The 13,376-nt window shown below is 44.8% G+C and carries 15 protein-coding genes and 2 pseudogenes; 3 read left to right on the top strand and 14 right to left on the bottom strand.

What is annotated here, in order from left to right; translation table 11 throughout:
* Positions 1–99 precede the first annotated feature (99 nt).
* The 5 genes and pseudogenes from ACBP55_RS15380 to ACBP55_RS15360 all read right to left on the bottom strand — a co-directional run.
* Positions 100–1,058: pseudogene (locus ACBP55_RS15380) on the bottom strand (AAA family ATPase).
* Between the two features lie 394 nt (positions 1,059–1,452).
* Entirely contained in the window at positions 1,453–1,803 is a 351-nt protein-coding gene (gene spoVAE, locus ACBP55_RS15375; RefSeq protein ID WP_029193575.1) for a stage V sporulation protein AE, read from the bottom strand.
* Entirely contained in the window at positions 1,800–2,819 is a 1,020-nt protein-coding gene (gene spoVAD / locus ACBP55_RS15370) for a stage V sporulation protein AD (protein WP_464652663.1), read from the bottom strand. The genes spoVAE and spoVAD overlap by 4 nt, the downstream gene beginning before the upstream one ends.
* 4 nt (positions 2,820–2,823) lie before the next feature.
* Positions 2,824–3,297 carry a stage V sporulation protein AC gene (gene spoVAC / locus ACBP55_RS15365; RefSeq protein WP_464652662.1) on the bottom strand — a complete coding sequence of 158 codons (474 nt, stop codon included), beginning with the start codon at positions 3,295–3,297 and terminating at the stop codon, positions 2,824–2,826.
* Between the two features lie 114 nt (positions 3,298–3,411).
* Positions 3,412–3,810 (bottom strand): annotated as a pseudogene (locus ACBP55_RS15360) (DUF421 domain-containing protein); the annotation flags it as partial.
* Between the two features lie 261 nt (positions 3,811–4,071).
* Here ACBP55_RS15360 and ACBP55_RS15355 point away from each other — a divergent pair.
* The 3 genes from ACBP55_RS15355 (at position 4,072) to ACBP55_RS15345 (ending at position 6,282) form a co-directional block, all read left to right on the top strand.
* Positions 4,072–4,905: a phytanoyl-CoA dioxygenase family protein gene (locus tag ACBP55_RS15355; RefSeq protein WP_464652661.1), complete on the top strand. Its 834-nt coding sequence runs from the start codon at positions 4,072–4,074 to the stop codon at positions 4,903–4,905.
* A gap of 52 nt (positions 4,906–4,957) precedes the next feature.
* A complete protein-coding gene (locus tag ACBP55_RS15350) occupies positions 4,958–5,944 on the top strand; it encodes a LacI family DNA-binding transcriptional regulator (RefSeq protein WP_464652660.1) in 987 nt (328 codons plus the stop codon).
* A 131-nt stretch (positions 5,945–6,075) separates the two neighbouring features.
* Positions 6,076–6,282 carry a DUF1657 domain-containing protein gene (locus ACBP55_RS15345; protein ID WP_029193580.1) on the top strand — a complete coding sequence of 69 codons (207 nt, stop codon included), beginning with the start codon at positions 6,076–6,078 and terminating at the stop codon, positions 6,280–6,282.
* Positions 6,283–6,447: 165 nt separating this feature from the next.
* On the opposite strand, the gene ACBP55_RS15340 is transcribed toward ACBP55_RS15345, so the two are convergent.
* From ACBP55_RS15340 to ACBP55_RS15300, 9 genes are all read right to left on the bottom strand, one after another.
* Positions 6,448–6,588: a hypothetical protein gene (locus ACBP55_RS15340; protein ID WP_029193581.1), complete on the bottom strand. Its 141-nt coding sequence runs from the start codon at positions 6,586–6,588 to the stop codon at positions 6,448–6,450.
* A 26-nt stretch (positions 6,589–6,614) separates the two neighbouring features.
* Positions 6,615–7,373, bottom strand: coding sequence for a C1 family peptidase (locus tag ACBP55_RS15335; RefSeq protein ID WP_464652659.1), 759 nt, complete (start codon positions 7,371–7,373; stop codon positions 6,615–6,617).
* A gap of 83 nt (positions 7,374–7,456) precedes the next feature.
* Complete coding sequence (locus tag ACBP55_RS15330; protein ID WP_464652658.1) at positions 7,457–8,449, bottom strand: glycosyltransferase family 4 protein; 993 nt, start codon at positions 8,447–8,449, stop codon at positions 7,457–7,459.
* Between the two features lie 6 nt (positions 8,450–8,455).
* Positions 8,456–9,328, bottom strand: coding sequence for a UTP--glucose-1-phosphate uridylyltransferase GalU (galU, locus tag ACBP55_RS15325; protein WP_029193584.1), 873 nt, complete (start codon positions 9,326–9,328; stop codon positions 8,456–8,458).
* Between the two features lie 233 nt (positions 9,329–9,561).
* Complete coding sequence (locus ACBP55_RS15320) at positions 9,562–10,410, bottom strand: copper amine oxidase N-terminal domain-containing protein (RefSeq protein WP_464652657.1); 849 nt, start codon at positions 10,408–10,410, stop codon at positions 9,562–9,564.
* A gap of 168 nt (positions 10,411–10,578) precedes the next feature.
* Positions 10,579–10,905: an L-rhamnose mutarotase gene (locus ACBP55_RS15315; RefSeq protein ID WP_464652656.1), complete on the bottom strand. Its 327-nt coding sequence runs from the start codon at positions 10,903–10,905 to the stop codon at positions 10,579–10,581.
* Positions 10,906–11,044: 139 nt separating this feature from the next.
* Positions 11,045–12,223, bottom strand: coding sequence for an MFS transporter (locus ACBP55_RS15310; RefSeq protein WP_464652655.1), 1,179 nt, complete (start codon positions 12,221–12,223; stop codon positions 11,045–11,047).
* 194 nt (positions 12,224–12,417) lie between these two features.
* Positions 12,418–13,050 (bottom strand): DUF2238 domain-containing protein, encoded by a 633-nt coding sequence (locus ACBP55_RS15305; RefSeq protein WP_464652654.1) that lies wholly within the window; start codon positions 13,048–13,050, stop codon positions 12,418–12,420.
* A 131-nt stretch (positions 13,051–13,181) separates the two neighbouring features.
* The gene (locus ACBP55_RS15300; RefSeq protein WP_464653590.1) at positions 13,182–13,340 is read right to left on the bottom strand and encodes a hypothetical protein; all 159 of its coding nucleotides are present in this window, start codon (positions 13,338–13,340) and stop codon (positions 13,182–13,184) included.
* Positions 13,341–13,376 lie beyond the last annotated feature (36 nt).

The raw sequence follows: 13,376 nt of genomic DNA, 5'->3' as shown, positions 1-13,376 counted from the left end.
GAACAATAAACTAGCTGTGAAACAAGAAATAAGAAGCCATAAAGCTGCCGGAAACGGGGAAGCTCCCCGAATCGTTTGAATACCGGTCGATTCATAGGCTCACTTCTCCAATCGTACCGGCACGCGTACTTGCTCGAAAATCGCGCCGAGAACTGAGGAAACCGTGGCTCCATCCATGCGGGCTTCGGAATGAAGAATCATTCGATGACCAAGAACATAAGGAGCAAGGTATTTAATATCATCAGGAATCACATAGTCTCTTCCATGAAGGAACGCAAAAGATTTGGAAGCTAAAACCAATGAAAGCGTAGCCCTTGGACTTGCTCCGAGGAATACAGCCTGATGTTCACGTGTTTTTCTGGTAATTGTCACTAAATAATCAGCTACTGCTTCATCCAAGTGGACAAGACGAACCTGATCTTGGATGGCCAGCACCTGAGACATATCCATAATCGCCTGCAGCGCCTCCATCGGATGCATTTTGCTCTGGGACGTAATCATCTGCTTCTCTGCGGCTTCACTCGGATAACCTAGACTTAGCTTCATCATGAATCGATCAAGCTGCGCTTCAGGCAAAATATATGTGCCTTCGAAGTCAATCGGGTTCTGGGTTGCCAGCATCATAAATGGTGAAGGAAGCTCGTGTATATCGCCGTCAACAGTGATATGTTGTTCTTCCATTGCTTCCAGCAAAGCAGACTGTGTTTTGGTTGTTGCCCGATTAATTTCATCGACAAGTAATACGTTCGTCATAATCGGTCCTGAACGGAACAGGAACTTCTCTTCTTTGGGATGATATATAGAAACACCTGTTATATCGGAAGGTAATAAGTCCGGATTACATTGAATGCGGCGAAATTGACCATCTATGGATCGAGCAAGTGCTTTAATCAACACTGTTTTGCCTGTACCCGGAACATCTTCAAGTAAAACATGCCCACCTGCAAGCATCGCAGTTAGCAGCAATTCAATCTCAGAGTCTTGCCAAGAATGCATGATTCCAAATTCGATTTCAATCTAGCTAGAACTTCTACATGATGATGGGTGGCAGTTTCCATGTGTGATCCTCCTTAGAGTTTTCGTAAAGCAAATTGTGGATGTGTTGCCATTTATGGTGAAAATACTTCCCTAAGTCCGTATTCCTCAAAAATGATAGGAAAATGAGCGTAAATCTAGTTTACAGTAAAGTTTTTCGTCCGTATACTTGTAAATCCTCTAAATTTATTTGTTAAATTTAACCATCCATGGCATTAGGACTTTTGCTCCTCTCAGAGGGCGGAATGATTAGCATTTGATGTACTAGAATCTTTTTCAAAAGGACATAAAAAAGATGACTCCCGGTGAATACCGTACAGGAGCCATCTTTTATCCATCATTTATCAGCTAGGTTCTTTCTTCTAGTGACCAGAAGTGGGGTCACAATGCACACAACTGCAAGATCAAGCGTTCATCTTATCCTTTAGGTTTGACAAATACCGCCGCTATGAAGGAAAAAATGATCGCCGCGGATATCCCTGCGCTGGTCACTTTAAAAATTCCGGTAATGATCCCTATATAACCGTCCTTATGGAGCTCTTCTAACGCCCCGTGTACGAGGGCATTGCCGAAACTGGTAATTGGTACGGTTGCGCCCGCACCGGCAAATTCAATGAACGGATCATACAAATTACAACCGTCAGCTATAGCGCCCAGCACGACGAGCGTGCTCATGGTATGAGCGGGCGTCAGCTTGCCCACATCCATCAAAAGTTGGCCTAATACACAGATGGCTCCACCTATCAGAAAAGCCCAAAAAAAGTTCATGCGTACAACCCTCCAGACTCAATTGACACAGCATGTGCAATGCAAGGAATGCTTTCCCCTTGCTGGAAAGAAATTGGTGAGAGCAAGGCTCCAGTCGCTACGACTAGGATTCTCTTCAATTCGCCACTCTTAATCCGCTTTAGGAGATGACCGTAAGTGACGGTTGCTGAGCAGCCACAACCGCTCCCTCCCGCTTGGACAGCCTGCTTCTCGCGATCATAAATGATCAAGCCGCAGTCGTTATATGTTGTTTGATCAATTGGGAACTGATGCTTATCGAATAGTTCGCGCGCAATATTCACACCCACTGTTGCCAAATCACCGGTGACAATTAGATCGTAATAGCTAGGCTCAATATTCAATTCACGGAAGTGAGTTTGAATCGTATCTACAGCTGCCGGCGCCATCGCAGCGCCCATATTAAACGGATCCGTGATGCCCATATCGACGACTCGTCCGATTGTGGCCGAGGTAACGACGGGGCCGTCACCGCTTTTGCCAAGCACGGCGACTCCGGCGCCGGTGACGGTATATTGAGCTGTCGGCGGCTTCTGCGATCCGTATTCTGTCGGATAACGGAACTGTTTCTCCGCCGTACAGTTATGGCTGCAGGTGCCGGCCATCACGTAGTTGGCAGCCCCCGAGTCGACCAGCTGCGCGGCTATCGCGAGCCCTTCCATCGATGTGGAGCAAGCGCCGAATATGCCGAGAAACGGCATATTCAGCGTGCGCACTGCGAAGGTATTGGAGATGATCTGATTCATCAGATCGCCTCCAATATAGAACTGTATGTTGCCACCTACCAGCCCGGCCTTATCAAGTGCTCGCTGCGCGGCTTCCTCTAGAAGCGCCTTCTCGGCTTTTTCCCACGTTTTTTGACCAACGGTCAAATCGCCGTGAACGATATCGAAATCTTCACTAATAGGCCCTTGGCCTTCATCAGGTCCTACAACCGTCCCCGTTGATAAGATGACAGGGCGATTTTCAAAGACCCAGCTCTGATGTCCCTTCAGCATAAGGTCAACCCCCACCCGAAATGATAAGATGCACGATACCTACAACGAAGGCTGCCACGGTTCCGAATACAATGACGGAGCCAGCTAACTTGAACATATTACCGCCTACCCCAAGCACAAGTCCTTCCGCCCGGTGCTCAATAGCTGCTGAACATAACGAATTTGCGAATCCTGTGACAGGAACAGAGCTTCCCGCTCCGGCCCATTGGGCAATTTTATCGTACACACCAAAGCTCGTCAGGATGACGGATATGATAATCAACACGGCAACCGTTGGATTCCCTGCCGTTTTTTCTGTAAAACCAAACCAATTAACGAACATCTCCATGATGCATTCACCAATTAAACAGATTGTCCCTCCAACTAGAAAGGCTCGCAGGCAATTCAATAGAACGGGTCTTTTGGGCTCTTGCTTCTTTGCTAGCTTCTGATACTCCTGCTGCGTCATTGTCAGGTTCTTCTTCTTGTTGTTGGCCATATATTCCCTCCTGCTTCCTTTAACGCCCTAAGTTCTAAGCATTGTATACAGATTCTGAATAACCTTCGTTAAGTGCACCGAACATGCCTCGTACATCTTCTTTGCTTGCGGATGATCGAGCGTTAACTCACCATGCGTGTCAACTTGTGCGAGGAACACATTCTCTTTCGTTACTCCTAGCTTATCCAGTTCTTTATGTAGCCATCCTCGTCCTCTACCCGCTGCAGCCATGGGTTCATCTTGAATGACGCCGTCCATGATGACGGATTGCGTCGGTTTTTCAATATTAAGCTTCATGCCCAAATGATTGGGTGTTAGAGGCTGGAGTTCGCTTTTAAGTAGAACACTTAAATCACCACTAGGCTCGAGCATAGCGAATTCAACATCTGCCAGGCGAAAAACACTTTTGGTCCGCAGCTGCGCCAGCAGCTCATCGCCCGTGTAACGTTCTTTTTTCAAATTGTCCTCAAGAATTTTGCCATCTTTAATGACAACCGTTCCTTTACCTTCAAATGCCAGAATTGGACATCGACATCAGTGGAAATTGCCCCAGTTAAAGCTCGAAACAAACTCATTATGTGTAATTTAGGCAGCGAGTATGATCACTTTGAATTGGATTTAAATGTTAACTGAGCAAGTGAAAAAATAGCTTGCAAGTTTAAATTTACACGAGTAAAATATATTTTATAACAAATGGATAATGAGTAACTTGCTCCTTATCCTTTTTATTTTCAATAAATTTTACACGAGTAAAATACAAGGAGGAAGATGAGAATGACGACAGTGTCTCTGGATATCCCTGAGCTCTCACGACAATTTGAAAATGATGGTTACTTACTGCTTCGCAATGTACTATCGGAAGAAAGGACTGCAGAATTGAATAGTGCCGTTGACGGCATCCTTTCAGATGAGCAAGAGTCGTTATCCTACAACATTTACAATAGCGTAGAGCGAGCACCCTCTATTTTGTCCTTAATGGACAATCCGACAATTCTTCCACTGATCGTTAATTTGATGGGTTATAACATCCAACTTCATATCTCACATCTGACCGTGCGCAAACCAAATCCTTATGATTTCAAGACTGAGACCAACAGCTTCATAAACTGGCATCAGGATGGACCCGCGCCCAAATTCCCAAGTATTAACGGACTTACATCCACCTACTACATTAAAGTTTGTTATATTTTGAGCGATATGTCTGAGCCAGACCGCGGGAATACGAAAATCATTCCGGGCAGTCATAAGTGGCCAGATTACCAACCTGTTCAAACCGACGTGAATGTGCCTTTACCAGGAGAAATGCAGATTTGCGGTAAGCCTGGTGACGTATTCATATTTGCACAAAATCTTTGGCATGCCGGTTCCCCGAATCGCTCCGACTTCACACGTCGCCAATTATTTATCGGTTATAGCCCAATTTGGATGAGGCCTATTGATTACCATGCTGCTTCTCCAGCACTACTCGAAGGGGCAGATCCGATACGCCGCCAACTACTTGGGGCAATTAGTGAAAACTATTTCAAATTCTACGTTCCGGAAGAGTCGATGGTCCCGCTTAAAAAGCTATGGTTAGGCGATGCTGCTACGAAAAGTGAGTACATTTAGATTTGTCTAAATTTATGATACCCTTGAGGAAACAAGAAAAAGGGAGCTCCCTATGATTACCAGGAAAGAAGTGGCAGACCGGGCAGGTGTCTCGGTAGCTGTCGTATCCTATGTGCTAAATAATCGAAGCATCGTCAAAGAGGAAACAAGGCAAAAAGTACTTGCCGTGATCAATGAGCTAGGTTATCGTCCCAATCAAACAGCCCGCAGCCTTAAAACTAGGAAAACAGGGCAAATTGCTGTCCTCGTGCATTTCGTGGGAAACCCATTCGAGGGTGGATTGCTATTGTATATTGAGAAAAAAGCTAAACTCAGCAATTATTCTGTGTTTTTTCATTCATTTGAACCTGCTCGTGAAGAAGAATTAAAAAATACACTGATGGGGCGTGTGGACGGCATTCTTCTGCTGGGCCAAACGCTAAGCGAGGAAAGTCAGGCATTTTACAGCTTGATGGAGCTCCCCATCGTGTCTCTAATGCATCCAGGTGTTTCCATGCCGAACATCCCGGTCGTTGATGTGGATTGGGTAACTGAAATGCGGCGGTTAATTGTTCATCTGCGCGAACAAGGACATGATCAGATTGCCTTTATGACGGCTGGCGATCCGCAGGATCCGATTGCTTATCGGCTCATTGCTTTCCGCGAAGCCATGTGTCACGAAGGATTGGAACTGCCGGAGTCATATATTCTCGAAGGAGCTGGCCGCTTCGAGATGGCTTTCCACACGTTAACCACAACACTAACGCAAGGTTTTGATTTTACCGCTATTGTAGCAGCAAATGATTTGATGGCGGTTGGTTGCCTCGCGGCTTGCCGCGAATCCGGCATTCTTGTTCCACACCAATTGGCAATCGCCGGGTGCGAAGATATTCTAATGTCTTCGCAAGTCTCGCCAGCTTTGACAGCTATCTCTTATCCACGGATGGAGGTTGGCTTGGCAGCGACAGAACTGCTGTTATCACTCATCGACGGAGACAATAGGAAGACACCACGACTGGAAGGCAAGCTTTCAGTAAGAGCTTCTACAGTTGAGCCGTAATGAACAATCTCAGTTGGAATAAATTGTTATAAATGCAAGTGAAAAGTTAGGGCATATTAAAGATCGCAATCAATTGAAAACGATCAATTTGTTTGCTATCCTATACAAATCTTAAAGAAGAGGTGCACAACATGACAGTAGCTTCTCAGGTAAAAACAACATTGGCCTCGCTTAAAAGTGCCCAAGCAAGCTTGGAAACATTTGCTCTAGGCACACAGAATCAAGAAGCCAAACAGCTGTATGAAACGGCAGCCCTCACTACGCAAGACATCGTAAATCAAGTCGCCTCCCGTGTTCAGCAATTAGAAAACGAAGAACCTCAGTACAAAGGCTTCTAGTTAATAGACATAAAAACAGCCGGCTGCAAACTAATGCAGCTGGCTGTTTTTAAATTAGAGCAAGCAGGCGAATAGCAGAATAAGTAAAACGAACAGAATTAAGATGAGCAGTATCAGTTTATCTATTGGCATTTAAGCCGCCCCTCGTTTCGGATGAGATTCCTATTATTCCAATGGTTGGCCGGACGATTTCCTAAGCTCGTTGGCCAATCGGTGAAATTCTGCTCTTGCCTCTGCGTCCTCAGTTGCCGAATAAGCCGCAGACAAGAACGCAATAATTTTATTTGCATCTTCCACACTTAACATTGATTCAGCTCCTCCCAGAAGTCGGGTTATTTACCAGTCCAATAATCAAACGTCAGCACGTTGTTTTTGAAAAAAGAATAGGGCAAGTAACAATAGCCTTGATCTCCCCATGCTTTCCCCCATGAATTCCGAACGATGACGGTTCCTTGGCCCTTCTGCTTACCATCTCGATATCCGACGGCCAATAAAGCATGGCCGCCTAATAGCTGCTCTTTTTTTCGATTCGGGTAAGGGATCTTGCCTGTTTTTGCCGCCAGTGGGCTTTCGAAGGATTCATACACCCAGATTCCGAAGACAACAGGCTGGCCATCAGCTAATGCAGCTTTGATCCCTGCCAAATCATGGATCCGATGATAGCCTTCAATACGATAGGCACCTGCTGCAGCTTCCGCCTCAGAATCAGGTGCTTCTTTAAATTTGGCTATACGATACGGCCATTCGGCTTCCGTACATACCCCTATTTTATGCAGTACTTTCATGCCATCACGTACAGTTGCTCCCGAGTCACGGTTGATCGTACCTTCTAATTTGCGCTCATGCCAATAATGAAAAAGGCGAGATAGCCGGATCGTTGATTCTCGTTCTTGACGAAGCCAATACTCACGGAGCCCGCTTACAATGGCATTCGATGTGCAGGAGCCTAAATTTCCCTGATTCACAATAGGAGACAGCTCCTTGCGCAAATCCACTTTGCGAGGCAATTGCGATTCCCGAATATAATTCACGCTTCGGTAATAATAATCCCGAAAATCACGTTGGTCCCGTTTGACCGTGTATTTACGCATCCCGTAGCCTCCCATGGTGTACTTGCAGAATTTAACTGCAGTATATTCAACCATAGGTTACAGCGTGCAAAAAGCACGCATCCCTATCGAATGCGTGCTTTTTGCTGATTACTTTTCATTACTTTTTGATATATTTGTAAGTATTTTGTTGTCATCTGGGACGTTGTAAATCTACGAAAGACATAACGACGAAGAACAGCCGGATGCGGGTACTTACCTTCTTTTACTTTAGCAACCATCTCAGAAACAGAGCGGCAGATTAATCGAGGAAACCCCGCCATAACTTCAGGAACCGCACCACGTTTCAAGGCAATTACTGGTGTACCGCAGGCCATAGCCTCAATCATAACGAGTCCAAAAGGCTCTTCCCACAGCGTAGGAAACAGCAAACAACTTGCATATTTGAGCAGCTTCTGTCTATTCTTCCCTCCAATAGGGCCAACAAAATTGATGTTGGGATTTCTTCTAATTCGAGGTGCAATTTCATTATTAAAAAATATTTTATTTTTTATCGGTCCAGCAATAATAAGTTTTTTATTCGTTCTCTCCGCAATCTCAATGGCTTGCAGAACACCTTTCTCTCGCAGAATACGTCCCATAAATAACATATAATTGCGCTTTTTATCACTGAATTCATATTCATTCGGATTAAGTCCATTATACACATAGTGTCCTCGATTTTTGCCCATCACCTTTCTAGCCCGCATGGAAACATATACAGGATGCTTCACTCTTTGCTTTACAGGGAGATGTAAGGTACACACGATCGGAATACGAAGATTGAGCCGTCCAAGTGCAGATCTAAACGTATGATCATGAATAACGTTAACATCACGCGGCAACCTACTCAAGACATACTTTGCTATTCCTTGATTACGAAGCCCCCTTGGAAACGGGACAAGTTTAGCACTTGTTCGACTCCCGCTAGCAGCAAAAATAGTAACCCGATGACCTCTTCGGACTAGATTCTCAGTCAATTCATAAACTATCTTTTCTGTCCCTCCCTGATTCGTGGGCGGAAGCTTCTGTGCATTTGGAAAGTTGGAAATCACTTGCACAATGTGAAGACGCTTCATCCCCTATCACTCCGTTTCTCTTAACATTTTTTCCATGTGTTCGCGAAGCCATGACCTCAGATCGGCTCTCTTGTTCGCTTCAGAAAGAATCGATGTAATAAATCCTCTATGATTTCCAACATCATGCCATTGCCCCTTTACCTCACAGGCATAAATGGCTTCGATTTCGTTCAACGTAATCAGTGCGTCCGTCAACTGAATTTCTTTACCAACGCCGGGCTTTTGAGTGGCCAGCACATCAAAAATCTGAGGTGTCAAAATGTAACGACCCAGTATGGCCAAATTAGACGGCGACATAGGAAGAACTGGTTTTTCAATAAGGTTTAATACACTATAAAAACCTTCATGCAGATCTTTAGCATCTATAATTCCGTAATTCGAAACGAATTGATCCTCAACTTCCTGAACACCAATAATTGACCTCTGATATCGATCATAGTAATGGATTAACTGCGCCAGTGCAGGCGTTTCGGCATCAAAGAACGTATCTCCTAATAACACCGCAAAAGGTTCATTTCCAACGAAAGAACGGGCGCACCAAATAGCATGTCCTAGTCCAAACGGCTCGGTTTGGCGAATATAGTGAAGGTTGGCTAGCTGGGTTGGCTCCTGCACACGCCCAAGAAGATCAAACTTCTCACGCGCTGTAAGATAGCTTTCCAATTCAAAAGCGGTATCAAAGTGATCTTCGATCGCTTTCTTCCCTTTCCCTGTCACGATGATAATGTCTTCAATGCCTGAAGCTACCGCCTCTTCTACGATAAATTGAATGGTTGGTTTATCTATGATAGGCAGCATTTCCTTTGGCATAGCTTTGGTTGCCGGTAGGAATCGCGTGCCCAAACCTGCAGCTGGTATGACCGCTTTTCGAATCTTCAAACTTATCACCATCTCTCAATTAAAATGACTAAGCTTTATGTTTAAAATATGCAAATCCCTTTGGAATGCTACGGACATGTATCTTTTTCTCTCAAAAATATAACTTAATTAATGTTAAGCTTCGCCTACCCTCACACCAACGATTAACTTAGTTCTGCATGTGTTTATCCGGTTAATAGAACACAAAAAAAGAGCCTACCCGCAGGTAAGCTCCATTTGAAACTACAAACTTATTAATCTTCGTAAATCACGACTGACTTCGTCTCTTCTTCCCATTTAACCGTAGCTTTTAGAGCTTCGCTGATGAAACGAACCGGTACAACCGTGTTACCTTCAACGATGGCTGCAGGAACTTCCAGTGTTACTTCTTTACCATCTACAGTAGCATTCGTACTATCGATAAAGAGCTTTACTGTAACTCCGCCACGAGTAACCGTTACTGAACGTTCTTCCGCGTTCCATGTTACTTCAGCTTTTAGCGATTCCGAAATCGCACGGAATGGTACCAACGTGCTGCCATCTTTAATAAAAGGATTTACTTCCAAAGTAGGCTCCTCACCATTCACATACAAAAGCACGCCTTTTTTACCTAGTTTTTCATAAAGCTTGCCCAGTTTCTTGTAGGAATTCAAGTTCTTTAAGTTTGCTTTTACGGCTTCCTTTTGAACATAAACTGCATCGGTTACACTCCCCTGCTCGTCCAATACATCTGCAACAGCAGAAAGAGCAGCATCTCGATCTTTAATCGCATCAAGTTCAGCCTTTAATTCATCGCTGATGTGAGCACCGTAGTTAGTCAAAAGTAGATCAGCAATAACAGCTCCGGCTGGCTTATCTTTTACATTTTCGATCGCTTTAAGAAGACCCTTATACCCGTTTTTGCCTTCATTGCCATAGGTATCAGAAGTTACAGTTGCATTAGTACCTCCATTAACCTTTACATTCAGTTCTACTGCTGGTTTGGACGAATCTGCTTTATCAGCATTGTTGCCATTCTCGGATTTTGCAAATGCAGATCCTGTCATAAGACTAGTTACAACAATGCATGTAGCTGTGATCATCCAGGGCTTGTTCATTTTCATAATAACGACTCCTCGGTTGTTGGGATTTATTAACTCCCTAACATATTCGACATGATTCCAATTTTTGGAGGGGTCTTAGAGGGAATTGAAAAAATCCAACCAAACCGCAGAGATGTTATGATAGAAAGAGCCATGAGAAGCAACTGCTATCCAAGGCTCTTCTTCTATCTATTTCAAATAAAACACTTCACGCATCGGCTGAATTGGCACCGCTTCGCGGAAGTCGAAAGAACCGACGACCATCTTCGAAGTAATCGCATTCCATCGATTGCAAGCTTCGCTTACTGCTAAATAAGCGAAAGCGGCTTCTAAATCATCGCACAAGAAGCAATAAAAAAATTGTGCGCCATTTTGAAAAATCGAGTAATCCCTAATTCCGGCTTTCATGTGCTCTTCCATAATTTCCGGCCATGGAGCCAGATGCATACTCACGTATTCCTCTAAATCTTCTTCACGAATGGTCCACGTCCATGCGAATTTCCCGCTATTCGTCATATGGTCACCCTTCCCCCTTAACATGTAATCAATTGTACTTTACCGCGGTAACTTCGCATCGTCAATAAACATCGTCACCCATGTATAAACAGTAAAAGACGACAGCCAATTAGGGCCGCCGTCTCTTGTTGAATGGTGTTCATTTTCCGATTTTACGGGATGCTCCAATGAACCAAATGAGAAAAGCGCAGCACAATAGCGCAAGAAAGCCATAGCCGCCGAACACGTCATATTTTGAGGCAAAGTAACCGAAGCCAAGCCCAGCGAGCGTGTGCACGAGGTTCTCCCCTAGCGACTGGAAAGAATCGATTGTTGCCCGCATTGAGGAATCAGTCCGGTGATGCAAGTAGCCCGATGCGATTGGCTCCATCACGCCAGAGAACAAGCAAATGATGAACATTGCCGTGAGGCCGATGAAATCCTTACTAAGTGCGACATACGTGAAGCCGAAGGAGAAAATAACCATAATCATTAAAATCAACGCTCTATAGCTGAACCAACGTATCAGCACGTGTGACATCAAATTTCCAGGAAACTGCAGCAGCATGATCCCTGCTGATAATACGCCGAAGTACACAACTGGAATACCTAGTCTGCTCGCGTATAACTGCCAGAACTCTTCAATATACCCCATCGCAGCACCCGTCACCATGGCTGAAAGCATCACAATGGAGACACTTGGGTTCGTTCGAAAAAAGCGCAGAGACATCACGATATATGTCTTGAAAGGAATTGCTTCCTCAACAGAAGTGCTGTCCTTAGCAGCCGGTTCAATCAATACCAGTGAGATGGCTAGAGCAATTAGCATGCTTCCGAGTGATATCCAGTAGTTCAGCTCAAGGCCGTATTTACTTGCAAGCAAGCTTCCGCACAGTGCAGCGAGTATGGCGGATACGAAGTCGCAGGCATTCAATCTGCCCAGTTGTTTTTCGAACGTAGAAGATTTCCCTTGCAGCAGCAAGGAGTCGTAAAGCAAGGCATTCTCTGAGCCGCTGCTGGCTGATCTGCTCACGCCCGCCAAGAAAACAACCAAGGCAAAGTGCCAGAATTCCGTCGCAAACAGTAGAATCAGAAACTCACTGCACGCCAAGAGGGAGCTTAGTACTAGCATCCTTTTTCGGCCCCACTTGTCGGCCATAATACCGGTCGGAATCTCCAGAAGGACGATTGTCAGGGCGTAAATAATTTCGGTATACACAACCATCTGTATGGTCATACCCCGCTCCTCCCAGAAAAGTCTCTCGATGACGTAGGCTGGGATAAGACTAGAAAAGAAGCGGAGCGCAAATAGTTTATGAAGGTTGGCTGTATAGTCCATGATGGAGCTCCTCTCCTAGATCTGATTTTGCTAATTAGGCTCAATCAAATCAGGGGGGGGCTCGCGGCGGACTAGCTGTTACGTCTTAACAGGGAGGTCGTGCGAAAGCTATCATATTGGGGTCTCTCCTTTCATTTAGATCGTAGTTATCCCCATCATAAGTTGCGAAACAGGGCGCGTCAATGATTCTAGGATCATTGTCTCTTTTTTACTTTTTTCCGCCACAACACCCATGCAAGCATGCACATCGAAATAACCGCTCCAGCTAATCCAAGTCCCATGTCTTTTTGAGTATCAAAAACATCACCTTGCAGACCGACATATTCCACTCCCTTTTGCCCAGCTACAAAAGCAGCCCCCATCTCTATGATTTCGAAACAGGCGCTGAAACTGAAACAGACAGCCACGGGAATGATATAAGACCAAAAACCACGTAGTGCGGCGGCTCGTGTTAGCAATTCACGGAATGGATATGTCCAGAACAAACCGAATGCGAAATGAACGACCCGATCGTAGTAGCTTCTCTGTGTATGAAGCGAAGCTTTCAGCCACATATCGAAAGGTGTACCCTCATAGGTATAATGAGCGGCATAAGTATGTAAGCAAAGAAAAATAAACATGAGTAAATAGGAAACGTTAGAGAACCGGAAAACTTTATAAGTGAAAGCGATAACAAGCACGACGATAACGGGAAGTATGCTCTCCATAAGCCATTGTATCCGGTCTGTGGGTGCGATGGCCGTGAATCCCCAATACACAGCAAACACGAAGATCATCAAGTGCAAAGGCCAATTGCGGGAAAACGGTATGTCCGGGTTCGTCAGCATGTTCGTCCGTTCCTTTTACAAAGGCTGCTAATCATATAGAAGTCAACCTTTCCGATTGTATGTTTTTTATCTGGTTTAAATATAACAAAATCCCGTTAGCCATTTCGGCCAAAGGGAGATTTATGAATGACTTAGTCTTCTGGTGTACGATCTAAATATAAACGGGTCACGGAAGTAGCATCGCCATTTTCAATATCTTCTTCCGTTGCTTTTTTCTCAAGAGGATCATGCGTGTTCATACCCGGTGCAATTGTCGGCTCGTTATGGTTGGATTGGGACTTGTCTTTCAAATTGATCACCTCCATCAACCATAGTTTGGATAAATT

Source organism: Paenibacillus sp. WG02 (genome assembly GCF_055396115.1).
This window is presented reverse-complemented; position numbering and strand designations above follow the sequence as displayed.